This is a genomic window from Streptococcus sanguinis, from assembly GCF_050220005.1.
In the GTDB taxonomy this organism is placed as follows: domain Bacteria; phylum Bacillota; class Bacilli; order Lactobacillales; family Streptococcaceae; genus Streptococcus; species Streptococcus sanguinis_Z.
This window is the reverse complement of record NZ_CP071413.1, coordinates 1,829,386-1,844,934: the sequence shown is the minus strand read 5'-3', so window position 1 is coordinate 1,844,934 and position 15,549 is coordinate 1,829,386. Positions and strand designations below refer to the sequence as shown.

The window sequence follows — 15,549 nt, the reverse complement described above, 5'->3', positions numbered from 1 at the left end:
TATTCTCAACTAATGCGAGGCAGCGTGGTATAATAGAAGCATGAATGTGAAAGTGAAACAAAGAATCCCTTTGAAAATTAAGAAAATGGGGATTAATGGTGAAGGGATTGGATTTTATAAGAAAACGCTGGTCTTTGTACCAGGGGCTTTGAAAGGTGAGGAAGTTTACTGTCAGGTGACCAGGGTTCAGCGTAATTTCATCGAGGCCAAGCTCTTGACCATCAACAAGCGGTCGAAATTTCGGGTGGAAGCGCCTTGTGAGATTTATGATAGCTGCGGGGGCTGTCAAATCATGCACCTCCACTATGACAAGCAGTTAGAGTTTAAGGAAGATTTGCTGCGTCAGGCCTTGAAAAAATTTGCGCCAGCTGGCTATGAGAACTATGAGATTCGTCCGACCATTGGTATGCAGGAGCCGCTCTATTATCGGGCTAAGCTGCAGTTTCAGACTCGGAAGTTCAAGGATGAGGTCAAGGCTGGGCTCTATGCCCAGAATTCCCACTATCTGGTCTCGCTGAAAAACTGTCTGGTTCAGGACAAGGTGACGCAACAGATCATAAATAAGGTGGCTCGGCTTTTAGGCAAGTATAGGCTGCCCATCTATGATGAGAGAAAGACTGCTGGAGTGCGCACCGTTATGATTCGCAGGGCCAGAAAGACAGGTCAGGTGCAGATGATTTTTGTGACGGGGCGTAAGCTGGACTTTTCTCCAGTCGTTCGAGATCTAGTGACTGAATTTCCTGAGTTGGAAACAGTGGCGGTCAATTATCATACGAGCAAGTCCAGTGAGATTTATGGGGATAAGACAGAGCTTATCTGGGGCGAGAAGGCCATCCAAGAAGGAGTGCTGGACTATGAGTTCTCCCTGTCGCCTCGGGCTTTCTATCAGCTCAATCCTGAGCAGACAGAGGTGCTCTACGGGGAGGCGGTTGAGGCACTAGATGTGACGAAAGAAGACCATTTGATTGACGCCTACTGCGGGGTAGGGACCATCGGTTTTGCCTTTGCTAAAAGGGTTAAGTCTCTGCGTGGCATGGACATCATCCCTGAGGCCATTGAAGACGCCAAGCGCAATGCGAAACGGATGGGTTTTACCAATACGCTCTACGAGACTGGGACGGCAGAGGAGATTATTCCTCGCTGGTATGCTGAGGGCTATCGGGCGAATGCCTTGATTGTCGATCCGCCGAGAACAGGTCTGGATGATAAGCTACTGGAGACAATTGTCCGCTATGCACCTGAAAAGATGGTCTACGTTTCCTGCAATGTCTCAACTCTGGCTCGGGATTTAGTCAAGCTCTGTCAGGTCTACGATGTCCACTACATCCAGTCGGTTGATATGTTTCCGCATACCGCTCGGACCGAGGCAGTGGTGAAATTGTCTAAGAGAAATAGCTCTCGTTTGAGTTAATCGGAAACAGCTCGCTAGAGTTGACAAAATCATTATAAAAAGGCCTTAGTTTTCTCTAATACAGAACTAAGTCTTTTCTTTTGTAAAGATTGCAATGGATTTATAGGAAGATTAGTTAAAAAAAGAGAACACTCGTCAAGTGTTCTCTAATGGTAATCGATTATATTAGAATAAACCAAAGACTAGGACTGCAAGGACGGCACCAATGATTGGTCCGACAACCGGAATCCAAGCGTAAGACCAGTCGCCATTTCCTTTATTAGGAATTGGAAGAAGACTGTGCATGATGCGAGGTCCTAAGTCACGAGCTGGGTTGAGGGCATAGCCAGTTGTTCCACCAAGTGAAAGACCAATCCCGACAATCAATGTTCCGACTGCAAAGGTGCCAATGCCTGCTTGTAGCTTATAAAGTCCAAGAGCGAAGATAGTCAGCACTAGAACAAAAGTTCCAAGAATTTCACTAATCAGGTTAGAGAAGGTATCTTTGATGGCTGGGCCTGTGCTGAATGTACCCAGGACGTTAGCCGGATTTTCTTCAGCTAAATAGTGAGGTTTGAACTGTAGGAAAACGAGGAACTGTCCAACCATAGCACCTGCAAATTGAGCTAGGATGTAAGGAAAAACAGATGCCCATGGCAAATCACCTTTCAGAGCGACTCCGATAGTTAGGGCAGGGTTCAGATGGGCTGGGCCAAGGTTGCCAGATACAAAAGCAGCAATGGCAACGGCAATCCCCCATCCCATGGTAATCACAATCCAGCCTGAATTATGACTCTTAGTTTTGGGAAGAACCACACCTGCAACTACACCATTACCCAAAAGGAGCAAGAGCAGTGTTCCTAAAAATTCGCCAAATATTTCTTTCATCATCTATGTTACTCCATTTAAAAGAAGGGGTGGTAGACAGTTCTTGGTCTACCGCCTCTTCTCGTATTTTCTATTTTTTTAATTCTTCTAAATCGTTATTTGCAAGGGCAGCTTGAACATCATTGCGATAAGCTGCTTTTTCTTCTTCTGTCCAGTCGTAGAATCGTCCCATTTCATCCAGAACAGGCTCTACAATAGCATCTAAGCTATCCCGCATAAAGAGCATGTGATTTGTCCGGCGAAGCAGGAAGTCAACTGGGCTGAGTGCTAATTCATTACGCATAGCATAGTGCAGTGACAAGGTATCTGCCAGGCTGAGACCTGGTGCTTGTTCAATGCTGTGTGCGAGGGCAAAGACTTTAGGAGCATTTGATCCGTAAAGGTTTGCAAGATAGAAGGCTTCTTTGCTGTCTAAGCCGCGTGAGACACCAAGTTGAGCAAAGGCTTCGATTTCGGAATCCACATTTGCTGGATTGAGCTCTCCACCTGAAACAGGGTAAGTCTTAGAGTTGATGAGCTTGAAGTTGCGGTCAAATTCTGCTCTGAGGATGTCAACGACACGCTCCATAGCGCCTTCCGCCATCTTACGATAGTCTGTGATCTTACCGCCAGCAAGGGTCAAGAGGCCATTGTTATCACGTTCCAGGCTGGAACCGCGAGATACAGCAGATGGATCTAAGTGTTTTTCAGACGTGCTGCTTTCGAGTTGCGTAACAGCCGCCTCGACATCCTCACGGGATTTTTCTTTAGCCAGATAGCTCTCAACAGTCGCAATCAGTTCATTGAAGCTTTCATCACTGATAGTACCGTTGTTTCCGCCGTTGTAGTCAGAAGCACTGTTTCCTGCGATTAGAGGACGCAGGCCAGCCCAGCTACTTTCGATGTCGTCAATCGTGATGTTTGCTTCTGGGAAGCGATTATTGACAATTCCCAAGAGGTAATCCACATCTTCGTGTGTTACTTTTGGATGCTCTAAGTCGCCAGTATAGTCAGTGTCAGTCGTACCAAAGTAGGTTTTGTTTTCACGTGGAAGGACAAAGACCATCCGGCCGTCTCCCAAGCCTGTGTCAAAGTAAACTGGCTGAGAAACCTTGATCTTGCTAGAGTCAACAACCAAGTGAACACCCTTAGTTGGACGCATTTGTGAGTATTGCTCACCGTCATTTGACAGATTGCGTACCTTGTCGCTCCAAGGTCCAGTTGTGTTGATAACTAGGCGAGCCTTGATTTCAAAGGCTTCATCTGTCAAGAGATCACGCGCAACAACGCCTGTAATCTTTCCAGCTTTATCAAAGAGGAAACCTTCTGCCTTGACATGGTTGGCAATCAGAGCGCCGTCTTGGTTGGCACGTTTGATATTTTCAATCACGAGGCGAGCGTCGTTGTTGCGGAAGTCAAGATAGACACCACCGCCGACTAAGCCTTCCTTCTTAAGTTCAGGTTCCCGTTCTAAGACTTCTTCCTTACTCAAGACCTTGTTGGCAGCAGGAGTGTTGTTGACACCGGCCAAGAGGTCGTAGAGGTCCATAGCCACTTTGAGACGGAAGAGGCTGAAGGTAGCGCCCTCTTCTTCATAAACAGGAAGCAACATAGGATCTGGTTTTGGAATATGAGGGGCAATTTGCTGAACGACAGCACGCTCTGAAACTGTATCTGAGACCACCTCTACGTCGAATTGCTTGAGGTAACGAAGGCCACCATGGACCAGTTTGGTAGAACGGCTAGAAGTCCCTTCAGCAAAGTCCTGCATTTCAATCAGACCAGTCTCCAGGCCGCTTGCAGCTGCTTGCAAGGCTACACCAGCACCCGTAATCCCGCCGCCAATAATCAGGAGGTCCAAGGTGCGTTCCTGCATTTTTTTTATCGATAATTCACGTGTTTTCTTTGAAAATTCCATAATTACACACTTTCTAACTTAGTCGTTTCATACTTCTACTGACTTGATTATCAAAATCAGTCGTCGATTTCTGCAAAGACTTGAGTTGCCTTAACGGCTTTTTTCCATCCTTTGTAGAGTTGTTCCTTACGGGATTCATTCATAGACGGCTCAAAGAGTTCTCCTGTTTCATTGAGAGTGCGGAGTTCGTCTAAGTCTTTCCAGTAGCCTACTGACAGTCCTGCCAAGAAGGCTGCACCGAGAGCAGTTGTTTCTAAGTTTTTAGCACGGGCAATATCGATTCCCAAAATGTCAGCTTGGAACTGCATGAGGAAGTTGTTCATAGCAGCACCGCCATCGACTTTGAGGACTTGAATAGCAGTCTTGGCATCCACCTGCATGGTATCAATGATGTCGCGTACTTGGTAAGCGATGGATTGCAGAGTAGCCTTGATAAAGTCTTCCTTGCTGGTTCCGCGTGTCAAGCCAAAGACAGATCCGCGGGCATTTTGATCCCAATACGGAGCGCCCAGACCTGTGAAGGCAGGTACGACATAGACTTCGTCATTGTTGTGAGAATTGAGAGCATATTTTTCAGATTCTGGTGAATTTTCAACCATCCGAAGACCGTCGCGCAGCCATTGAATAGCACTTCCGGCAATGAAGATAGAACCTTCTAAGGCATAGTAAACTTTGCCGTTGATACCGTAGCCAATAGTTGTCAAGAGGTTGTTTTCAGACAGCTGCATCTCTTCACCAGTGTTCATGATGATGAAAGAACCAGTTCCATAAGTATTCTTGACCATGCCAGGCTCAAAAGCTAACTGTCCAAAGAGAGCCGCCTGCTGGTCACCAGCCATACCAGAGATTGGAACTTCTCCACCGTAGAAATGGAATGGAGCAGTCTTACCATAGATTTCTGAGTTAGAACGAACTTCAGGAAGCATAGCCTTTGGAATGTTAAGGATTTCCAAAATCTCGTCGTCCCATTTGAGTTCCTTGATATTATAGAGCATGGTACGGGCTGCATTTGAGTAGTCAGTCACGTGAGCCGCGCCGTCAGTTAATTTCCAAACCAGCCAGGTATCGATAGTACCAAAGAGCAATTCACCCTTTTCAGCTCTTTCTTGCGCTCCCTCTACATGATCTAAAATCCAGCGAACCTTGGTAGCAGAGAAGTAAGCGTCAATAATCAAACCAGTCTTTTCGTGGAATTTTTCCACATAGCCTTGGCTTTTCAGCTGTTCAGCCAGAGGAGCAGTCTGGCGAGATTGCCAAACGATAGCATTGTAGATAGGAAGACCAGTATTCTTATCCCAGACGACAGTTGTTTCACGCTGGTTGGTAATTCCGATGGCTTCGATTTGGTTAGGTTTGACTCCACTTTCGATGAAGGCGCCGGCGATAACGGACTGCACAGAGTTCCAAATTTCATTGGCATTGTGCTCAACCCATCCAGCTTGAGGGAAAATCTGAGTAAATTCTTTTTGACTGGAGCTAACTTTTTCTCCTTTTTTGTTAAAGATGATGGCGCGGGAACTAGTTGTTCCTTGGTCAATGGCCATGATGTATTTTTCTTGTGACATGAACTGTCCTCCTGGTAAAAATCTTGAGGATGTTTCCTCTACAGTAACTAGTATATAAAATAAAACGCTTTCTTTTTTATCAACTTTTTTTAAATTTTAAAAAAATCTGAGGAGATTGTGCGAAAATCACAAAGAAACCTGGATTTCTCCAAGTTTCTTAATGAAATATCATGTGACGGATTTGAGCCAAATCTTCCAAATCCAAGTCATTTTTTAAAAAATAGATAGGAACTTGCTGGGCCTGATGAATAGGATTGTTGGTGATGATGAGGTCATAATTTCTGGTAAGGTCGTAGGATTCAATCGTAATAAAGCGATTGTACTCTAAGTATCGCCTTAAAATGGCTGTCATTCTGGAAACAACGATAAAGCTATCTGTCAAGTCCATGCCTATCTTGATGACTTGACCGTCATTTTCAGCAATGTACTCCATCAGCTGGAGCCATTCCCACAACACCTTTTTATCCAGAGAAGTTCCCTGCTGGAAAATAGGAAGTTTGCAAAAAATAGTGTCTGCCACTTGTCGATAATCGTATTCGCTCCATAAGTATGGGTGGCGCAGTTCCGAGTCATGCTTGTATTTATCTTGCAAGAGATAGCCTCGAAAAAGAAAGACGCGGGCGCAGAGCTGGCTGAGTTCGTAGGTCACTTGGTCTTCGATGTAGTCACCTAGCAAGTCCTGAGACTTCATCTCTTGAATCAGTTGCGTAATCAGACTGGCAATTTCACCGCCAAAGCCTAGAATATACTCCATGGTGTGCAGGGGTAAAATCCGATGGGAAAGCAGAAATGAAAAGAAAATCATCATTTCCCCGTCTTCCTGACTCAGGGTGATGTGCTGCCCGGCAAAGAAGTCATTTGTTAGGCGATGCAAGCGTTGATAGAAGATATTTTCAAAATAGCCCCGCATTTTCTGCTCAATGTTTTGGAATTGACAGGCATTGACTCTTAGGCGCTGTTGGGTGATATGTGCCCAAAGGGCCAAGTCCAATCGCTGCCCTTGAGAGAGTTGGGCTCCGCAGAGTTCTTCTAAGACGGCAACTTCCTGCCTTCTTTCTGGTTTTTGAAGTTCTTTTTCCCAATCTTGGCTGGACCAGACCTTGCGAAAGAGGCAGAAATAAAAATAGCGGATTTGGTGCTCAGGGCCTTTCAAGCGGCCATTTTGGATAGATAGCTCAAACTCTGATAAAATCTGATTTAGACCGGATATATGGCGGCCGATTGTTGCTTCACTGATCATGAGCTCCTGAGCTAACTGATGGGCTAAAAACTGCTGATGGTAGAGCAGGTAGTTTAAAATCTGGTATTTGACTGCATTGTCCAAAAAGAGCCTGCGAATATCCCGTCCCTTGGTATCAGATGCGATGGACAGAATGAGCGTTTCGTCCTGAAGCTGGATGGATAAGGCTGTATGATGGTCCATAGCCTTATCGTTAATCAGGCTAATGTACTTGGTCAAGGTTGCTTTCGAGAAGCCTGTTTCAGACATAACGTCCTTCAAACTGGATGTAGAATGCTGCTGTAAATAAGACAGGACAATAAACTGCCCCGCTTCACTCTTTTCCATTAAGTCTGCAAGATACATACGAAAACCCTCTCAATTCACTAATCTTAGCTTATCACAAAAGGGAAAAAAGACGAAGCAATGTGCTTTATATTTTCTTATTGTTGTATAAGTAAATAATAAACTGAAACAATCTGTCATCATGTCTATCTTAATTCGCTATTCCATTTCTTTTGAATAAGCATAAGAGGAGCAGAACCCAATTCTTCTTTGCTTTGGGTTTGATAGCTTTTTTATGGTATAATTGTAGAAAAATGACGATGAAGGAGCAGCTATGGATAATGTGATTGATTTGTCTATCCCAGTGGCAGAAGTGATTGAGAAGCAGCCAGAAGTTTTGGATGTTCTGGTCGAGTTGGGCTTTACGCCTCTGGCCAATCCTGTTATGCGAAATACTGTCGGGCGCGTGGTTTCTATCAAAAAAGGCGCTGGTATGAACGGCATTGACCTGAATAAAATCAAGCAAACTCTGGAATTAAACGGCTATGAAGTGGTGGGGATTTAGGAATGGCTACTGAACGCATTGAGGTCCTCAAGTCTATCTTGCTGGACCTACATAACGGTGCTTCTGCTGAGTCGGTTCAGGAGCTTTTTAATGAGCATTTTGCAGGTGTGTCTGCTATCGAGATCAGCTTGATGGAGCATGAGCTGATGAACTCGGATACGGGAGTGACTTTCGAAGATGTCATGTCCCTCTGCAATGTCCATGCCAACCTCTTTAAAGGTGCCATTCAGGATGTAGAGGTGGCTGATACCGACCATCCAGGCCATCCTGTTCAGGTCTTTAAGCAGGAAAATCTAGCCTTGCGGGCTGCTCTTATGCGGGTTCGCAGGCTCCTATCCACCTATGAAAGCACAGAAGATGAGGACCTTCTTCCAGAAATCCGCAAGGGACTCCAGCGCCAGCTGGGTTTGGTGGGGCAGTTTGATATCCACTATCAGCGCAAGGAAGAGCTCATGTTTCCCATCATGGAGAGCTACGGCCACGATTCGCCGCCCAAGGTTATGTGGGGGGTAGATGACCAGATTCGCGATCTTTTCCAAGAGGCTAAGTCTGCTGCAGAGCAGCTGCCAGATACTTCGATTGAGGAAGTCAAGGACAAGTTTGAGGCTTTTGCGGCTGAGTTTGAAGCTATGATTTTCAAGGAAGAGTCTATCCTTCTCATGATTCTCCTCGAGTCCTTCCATCAGGATGACTGGCTCAAGATTGCTGAGGAGAGCGATGCTTATGGCTATGCCATTATCAAGCCGACAGAGAAATGGATTCCTGCGCGGCACTCATTCTCGGAGGAGGAAGCTGGGGCTGCTGATGATGAAGGAAGCGAAGCGCCAGCCAGCACAGAGCAGACTAGTGATGGTAGGTTTCAGCAGGTCATTGATACGCCGGATGGTCAGGTCACCATTTCCTTTAAGCCTAAGGAAAAGAAGGAGCAAGCCTTTAATCGGGACTCCCAGCAGCCTTTTGGTCATGGCTATCTGTCGGTGGTGGAGGCCAATCTGATTTTGGACCATCTGCCCATGGAGATTACCTTTGTCAATAAGGACGATATTTTCCAGTATTATAATGACAGTGTGCCGGCGGACGAGATGATTTTCAAGCGGACGCCGTCCCAGATAGGACGCAATGTCGAGCTCTGCCACCCACCCAAGTTTTTGGACAAGGTGCGGCGGATTTTCAAGGCTCTGCGCGAGGGAGAGCGGGACAAGTTTGAGATGTGGTTCAAGTCGGAATCGCGGGGCAAGTTTGTCCATGTGACCTATGCGGCAGTGCGAGATGAGGCTGGTGAATTTCAGGGGGTGCTGGAATATGTGCAGGACATTCAGCCCTTCCGTGATATTGACAGTGATTTTTACCGAGATTTGGACTAGGCATTTGCAGTTAGAAAGTGAGAAAAATGAGTTACGAACAGGAATTTTTACAGGAGTTTGAAGCTTGGGTCAAGACCCAGGTCATGATTAACGAGATGGCCCTCAAGGAGAGTCAGGCGGTCTACGAGGCGGACCAGGACGAGCGGGCTAAGGAAGCAGTCATTCGCTATGAAAGTCGTCTCGATGCCTACCAGTTCCTTTTAGGGAAATTCGCCAACTATCAGGCGGGCAAAGGCTTCCACGACCTGCCAGACGGACTTTTGGATGAGAGAAATTATTGATTTTTCGCTGGAAAGGTGATAGAATAGGTTCATCAGAGGTGTTTTGAGTCAAGCATTTTACAGAAAGTGGCGGTGCTGAGAAGTCCACAAGTGTGTCAAAACTGGTTGCTGATGAGATGAAAAATTGAAATAAAAGTGTCTTTTTATTTCCTTTTAGGACTAGGCAGCGAGTTGCAGGCTATACTAGCGTATGACAAAGCGACTTAACGACGTTATAAAAGAGAAAGAAGAAGAGAAAAGTTGCGGGCCAGGCCCGAAATTGGGTGGTACCGCGGATAAACACATTCGTCCCTGTCATGTAGATGACAGGGGCGATTTTTTGTAGAAAGTGAGGGAGAAGGATGACAAGAGCTGAGTTACCAGAACGATTAGAAACAGAACGGCTAGTCTTACGAGTCCGTACAGTGGCAGATGCTGAGGATATCTTTGACTATGCCAGTCGGCCAGAAGTCTCCTATCCAGCAGGCTTTCCGCCCGTCAAGACCTTGGAAGATGAGATTTATTATCTGGAGCATATTCTGCCTGAGCGCAATCAAAAGGAAAATCTTCCAGCGGGCTACGGGATTGTCGTCAAAGGAACGGATAAAATCGTTGGCTCTGTCGATTTCAACCATCGCCATGAAGATGATGTGATGGAAATCGGCTATATCTTGCATCCAAACTATTGGGGACGTGGTCATGTGCCAGAAGCAGCGCATGCTTTGATTGACCTGGCTTTTAGAGAACTGGGTCTTCACAAAATTGAGCTGACCTGCTTTGGCTACAATGTCCAAAGTCAACGAGTAGCGGAAAAATTAGGCTTTACCCTCGAAGCTCGCATTCGAGACCGCAAAGATGCCCAAGGCAATCGCTGTGACGATTTGAGATATGGCTTGCTGAGGAGTGAGTGGGAGGTGGAGACACGATGAAATTGAACAAGTACAAAATTTACACGAGTTGAGATTCATTGATTTGTAGATAAATCCTATACTTCCAACTGTTTGGAATTTCTGAATGGTTAATGTTCGCTAATTGGATTAGGAGATGTAATTTTTGAAAAGAGAGTATAAAATAATCAAGACTGGCAAAAAGGATATATTTGATTTTTTAAATGATATTGGAATCAAACCGTTATTGTCCCTCATAATACTTGTGATAATAGTTATGATGGATAAGACTAAATTAGTAAAGAGCATAAAATTGCTAAGTTTAAATATTTATGCTTGGATTTTTGCAATAATATTATTATTTTACCTTGTTTGTTATAGACCAAGAGATAAAAGAATAAATTATTTGCCTAAAAGTAGTTTATATAAACAATATGTTTCTTTTTTCAGAGAAATATTTTTCTCAATTAGTTTAATCATGTTTTGTTTGTTGTTACTAAGCCTATTTTCTAATAATAAACCAAATAGAGAAATTATTAGTATAATTATAACGTTAGGGTTATTACGCTTAATGATTTCTACAATGATGATTCTTACTGAGCTAAGTCTTATATCACTAACGTTATTATCTGTTACAATTTATGTGAGTTTATTTATTGTTGGGATTTTTGACATTAAATGGTGGGCGTTAGCTACAAGTCTTTTAGTATTATGGAACTACATAAATTCTAGGGAATTTCTTATATTCTTGAATAAGGGGGATACAAAGATAGATATTCCTGCTAAGTTAGAATATAGATGGCAAGTAAATAAAATAATTTCTTATATCGCAACTTTTATCCTATATTTGTCACTTCTTTTTTCTAGTGTTTTAATTGAAAAATCTAACTCAACTTTTTTTGAAAGAGGAACGATGAGGTTTTATACATTTTTCGGTACAACTGTTGTAATTATTTTAATATATGCCTTTTCTAGATTTTACTTTTCAAGAAATAATTCTTTAAGTCACAATTTGATAGGAAAGTTATTTATCAAAATTGGAGATTTCCTCTTTCTATATAAACTTGACAATTTTGTTGATTTATATAATGAGACTTTAACTAAACATCAAAAAAAGGAAACTAGAAGATTAGTATATAAGAAATTTAAAAAAAGAAATTAAGGAGAACACTCATGTCTAAAGAACTTTCACCTAAATACAATCCAGCCGAGGTTGAGGCTGGTCGTTATCAAAAATGGCTTGATGCTGATATTTTTAAGCCTTCAGGCGATCAAAAGGCTAAGCCTTATTCGATTGTAATTCCACCACCAAACGTAACTGGGAAACTCCACCTCGGTCACGCTTGGGATACAACTTTGCAGGATATCATCATCCGTCAGAAGCGCATGCAAGGCTTTGATACGCTTTGGCTGCCAGGGATGGACCACGCGGGGATTGCGACTCAGGCTAAGGTCGAGGAGCGCTTGCGGGAGCAAGGCATTTCCCGCTATGACCTCGGTCGTGAAAAATTCCTAGATAAGGTCTGGGAATGGAAAGACGAATATGCGACGACCATCAAGGAACAATGGGGCAAGATGGGGATCTCTGTAGACTACTCTCGTGAGCGTTTCACCCTTGATGAAGGTCTGTCAAAAGCTGTCCGCAAGGTCTTTGTCGAGCTTTACAAGAAAGGCTGGATCTATCGTGGTGAGTTTATCATCAACTGGGACCCAGCAGCTCGCACAGCCCTGTCTGATATCGAGGTCATCCATAAGGACGTGGAAGGTGCTTTCTACCACATGAACTACATGCTGGAGGATGGCTCACGCGCCCTTGAAGTGGCTACCACTCGTCCTGAGACTATGTTTGGGGATGTGGCCGTTGCGGTCAATCCAGAAGATCCACGCTACAAGGACTTGATTGGTAAAAATGTTATCCTTCCAATTGCTAATAAACTAATTCCAATCGTTGCTGATGAACACGCTGATCCTGAGTTTGGTACGGGTGTCGTGAAAATCACGCCTGCTCACGATCCAAATGACTTCTTGGTTGGTCAACGCCATAACTTACCACAAGTTAACGTGATGAACGACGACGGAACCATGAACGACTTGGCCTTCGAATTTGCAGGCATGGATCGATTTGAAGCTCGTAAGGCAGTCGTTGCTAAGTTGGAAGAAATCGGTGCCCTCGTTAAAATCGAAAAACGTGTCCACAGTGTTGGTCACTCAGAGCGGACTGGCGTTATGGTTGAGCCGCGTCTGTCAACCCAATGGTTCGTCAAGATGGATCAATTGGCTAAAAATGCCATTGCCAACCAAGCCACAGACGACAAGGTAGAATTTTACCCACCACGCTTCAACGATACCTTCCTGCAATGGATGGAAAACGTCCACGACTGGGTTATTTCCCGTCAGCTCTGGTGGGGTCACCAAATCCCTGCTTGGTACAATGCTGACGGCGAAATCTATGTAGGCGAAGAAGCACCGGAAGGTGACGGATGGACTCAGGACGAAGACGTCTTGGATACTTGGTTCAGCTCAGCCCTTTGGCCATTCTCAACCATGGGCTGGCCTGATGTCGACTCAGAAGACTTCAAGCGTTATTATCCAACATCGACCTTGGTGACTGGTTATGATATTATCCCATTCTGGGTATCTCGGATGATTTTCCAAGGTTTGGAATTTACTGGCAAGTCGCCCTTCAAAAATGCCTTGATTCATGGTCTCATTCGTGATGAGGAAGGGCGTAAGATGTCCAAGTCACTGGGCAATGGGATTGACCCGATGGATGTTATTGATAAGTACGGAACAGATAGCCTGCGTTGGTTCCTGTCAAACGGCTCTGCCCCTGGACAAGATGTCCGCTTCTCTTACGAGAAAATGGATGCTTCTTGGAACTTCATTAACAAAATCTGGAACATTTCCCGCTATATCCTTATGAATAATGAAGGCTTGACGCTGGATGCAGCGCGTGAGAATGTCGCTCAGGTGGCGGCTGGTCAGGCAGGCAATGTCACCGATCGCTGGATTCTCCACAACCTCAATGAAACCATTGGCAAGGTCACTGAGAACTTCGATAAGTTTGAGTTTGGTGTGGCTGGTCATATCCTCTACAACTTTATCTGGGATGAATTTGCCGACTGGTATGTGGAGCTGACCAAGGAAGTGCTTTATAGCGACAATGACGACGAGAAAGTCATCACTCGCTCTGTCCTCCTTTACACGCTGGACCAAATCCTGCGCCTGCTTCACCCAATCATGCCTTTCGTGACCGAGGAAATCTTTGGTCAAATCTCAGAAGGCACCATTGTGACAGCGGCTTATCCAGTGGTTCGTCCAGAGTTTGAAAATGTCGAGGCAGCAGCTGGCGTGGAAGCCCTCAAGGATCTGATTCGTTCGGTGCGCAATAGCAGAGCTGAGGTCAATGTGGCGCCAAGTAAGCCGATTACCATCTTGATTAAGACGACAGATAGCGCGCTGGAAACCTTCTTCAAGGATAATATCAACTATATCAAGCGTTTCACCAATCCTGAGCATTTGGAAATCGCAGCAGACCTTGCTGTACCAGAGCTGGTCATGTCTAGCATCATCACAGGAGCAGAAATCTATCTGCCGCTGGCGGACCTCCTCAATATCGAGGAAGAACTGGCTCGTCTCGAAAAAGAACTAGCCAAGTGGCAGAAAGAACTGGATATGGTCGGTAAGAAACTCTCTAACGAGCGCTTCGTAGCCAATGCCAAACCAGAAGTCGTCCAAAAAGAACGCGACAAACAAGCCGACTACCAAGCTAAGTACGACGCGACAGTGGCACGTATTGATGAGATGAAGAAGTTGGTCTAAAATCTTAAATTTATTATATGAATATAACGAAAACACGGTACAAAAACTGTGTTTTTTTGGTATAATTAATCTTATACTTAATGATTAAGGAGAAGATAATGAATATAATTACTATGGAATTTAATTTTCTAGAAGTTAGTGAAACAGATTTGAAGCTATTTAATTTTATTAGAGATACTGATGAGATTGGTGTATCTATAAAAGTTGATCTATCTAAAAAATATTTTTTAAATCACAAGAAATTTTTAAAACAATTTAAAGAATATTTTGGTAGTGTCAGATTAGAAGAATTTTTGAATAAATTATCTTTGATTGAAGAAATAAAATTTTCGCATGAGGATAAATTAAATCATCAACAATTGGCTAGTGAAGCTATAAAAAGCCAAAAAATTAAAGAGCTTGCTGATAGAGTTTATGGTGAGTATCATTATAATTTGCTAATTAAACTTGTTTCTTTATCAACTGCTATTTGGCTTTTGAAAGATTCTTGTGTACAATCGAATTTAGCTTATACGATTATTGAGAATGGGTATTATTCTGCTTCAAATTCTGATATGAATTATACAATGGCAAATGGGAGCCATCAACTGGTTTCAGTTGATGGCAGAGAAATTAAAAGTATAAAAAAATATTATGAATTAGTATTTCCGATTTTAAATTCTCGTATAGGAACCAAAGAAATTGAGAGCAATCATATTACCGATCATTATACTTCGTTTGAAAACGATAAAATAGATAGAAGTAAATTTGCAAGTTATTCTAGAGCGCTTGTCTATTTACAAGAAGCACGTAATAGTGGTTTACTTGCTTCTAAAATTGATAAATATATGCAAGTTCTACAGTGTTTATATGCCTTTGAAGACGGTACGCGTAGAATGGGAAGAAAGCTAAAGTATATAACAGCTAATTTATTGTCAGAGGAATCAACAGAAAAGCAAAAAATTGTTGATAATATTGCCATTGCATATAAGATTAGGTCGCAGCATACTCATGGAAATAGAATAAAATTTGACCAAAATGAGATTGAGCGCATTTCAATAGCTCTTGATGATTATGTTAGGGAGGTTCTAAAAAAGTTATTACCAAATAAAGAATTAGAATATTCAGATGAAAAGACAAGACTTTTTGTTGAAGAACAAATGCGAGGATTTAATGAAGGCAAATTTTTGAATTTCTTTAAAAAAATTTTAAAGATAAAATAAAATTAACTTCTGAAAAAAATATATCAAAATTAGGATATTCAAGCCGTTCAGCTAGAGAACATTCTAATTATGCATTTGGAGATTATTATGAAAGTCTCTACTTTACCTTAAACCCCCACAACCAAGTTCAGTTACACTGAGCTTGGTTTTTCTATCCATCCCCCCTCTTCATCCCTCTCCGACTTAATACTTTCTTTTAAGCCTT

At 43.4% G+C, this 15,549-nt stretch carries 12 protein-coding genes; 8 read left to right on the top strand and 4 right to left on the bottom strand.

Annotation, left to right across the window (positions count from 1 at the left end):
* Positions 1–40 precede the first annotated feature (40 nt).
* On the top strand, positions 41–1,411 hold the full coding sequence (gene rlmD / locus J1C86_RS08995; RefSeq protein WP_125409608.1) for a 23S rRNA (uracil(1939)-C(5))-methyltransferase RlmD: 1,371 nt from the start codon (positions 41–43) through the stop codon (positions 1,409–1,411).
* 165 nt (positions 1,412–1,576) lie between these two features.
* Here the strand turns inward: rlmD and J1C86_RS08990 are convergent, their stop codons facing one another.
* The 4 genes from J1C86_RS08990 to J1C86_RS08975 all read right to left on the bottom strand — a co-directional run bounded on the left by J1C86_RS08990 (position 1,577) and on the right by J1C86_RS08975 (position 7,325).
* A complete protein-coding gene (locus J1C86_RS08990; protein WP_125409610.1) occupies positions 1,577–2,281 on the bottom strand; it encodes an MIP/aquaporin family protein in 705 nt (234 codons plus the stop codon).
* Between the two features lie 67 nt (positions 2,282–2,348).
* Entirely contained in the window at positions 2,349–4,175 is a 1,827-nt protein-coding gene (gene glpO / locus J1C86_RS08985) for a type 1 glycerol-3-phosphate oxidase (protein WP_125409612.1), read from the bottom strand.
* Between the two features lie 56 nt (positions 4,176–4,231).
* On the bottom strand, positions 4,232–5,740 hold the full coding sequence (gene glpK / locus J1C86_RS08980) for a glycerol kinase GlpK (RefSeq protein WP_002905838.1): 1,509 nt from the start codon (positions 5,738–5,740) through the stop codon (positions 4,232–4,234).
* 157 nt (positions 5,741–5,897) lie between these two features.
* The gene (locus tag J1C86_RS08975) at positions 5,898–7,325 is read right to left on the bottom strand and encodes a helix-turn-helix domain-containing protein (RefSeq protein WP_125407932.1); all 1,428 of its coding nucleotides are present in this window, start codon (positions 7,323–7,325) and stop codon (positions 5,898–5,900) included.
* 253 nt (positions 7,326–7,578) lie between these two features.
* Between J1C86_RS08975 and J1C86_RS08970 the strand changes: the two genes are divergently transcribed.
* The 7 genes from J1C86_RS08970 (at position 7,579) to J1C86_RS08940 (ending at position 15,344) form a co-directional block, all read left to right on the top strand.
* Positions 7,579–7,809, top strand: coding sequence for a DUF1858 domain-containing protein (locus J1C86_RS08970; protein ID WP_002894544.1), 231 nt, complete (start codon positions 7,579–7,581; stop codon positions 7,807–7,809).
* A gap of 2 nt (positions 7,810–7,811) precedes the next feature.
* The gene (locus tag J1C86_RS08965) at positions 7,812–9,173 is read left to right on the top strand and encodes a DUF438 domain-containing protein (protein ID WP_125409616.1); all 1,362 of its coding nucleotides are present in this window, start codon (positions 7,812–7,814) and stop codon (positions 9,171–9,173) included.
* A gap of 26 nt (positions 9,174–9,199) precedes the next feature.
* Positions 9,200–9,454: a DUF1912 family protein gene (locus tag J1C86_RS08960; RefSeq protein WP_125409617.1), complete on the top strand. Its 255-nt coding sequence runs from the start codon at positions 9,200–9,202 to the stop codon at positions 9,452–9,454.
* A gap of 341 nt (positions 9,455–9,795) precedes the next feature.
* On the top strand, positions 9,796–10,362 hold the full coding sequence (locus J1C86_RS08955; protein ID WP_125409619.1) for a GNAT family N-acetyltransferase: 567 nt from the start codon (positions 9,796–9,798) through the stop codon (positions 10,360–10,362).
* Positions 10,363–10,486: 124 nt separating this feature from the next.
* Complete coding sequence (locus tag J1C86_RS08950) at positions 10,487–11,482, top strand: lantibiotic ABC transporter permease (RefSeq protein ID WP_125407938.1); 996 nt, start codon at positions 10,487–10,489, stop codon at positions 11,480–11,482.
* A gap of 11 nt (positions 11,483–11,493) precedes the next feature.
* Positions 11,494–14,142 carry a valine--tRNA ligase gene (locus J1C86_RS08945; RefSeq protein WP_125407940.1) on the top strand — a complete coding sequence of 883 codons (2,649 nt, stop codon included), beginning with the start codon at positions 11,494–11,496 and terminating at the stop codon, positions 14,140–14,142.
* Between the two features lie 98 nt (positions 14,143–14,240).
* Entirely contained in the window at positions 14,241–15,344 is a 1,104-nt protein-coding gene (locus tag J1C86_RS08940) for a hypothetical protein (RefSeq protein ID WP_125407942.1), read from the top strand.
* Positions 15,345–15,549: the final 205 nt, after the last annotated feature.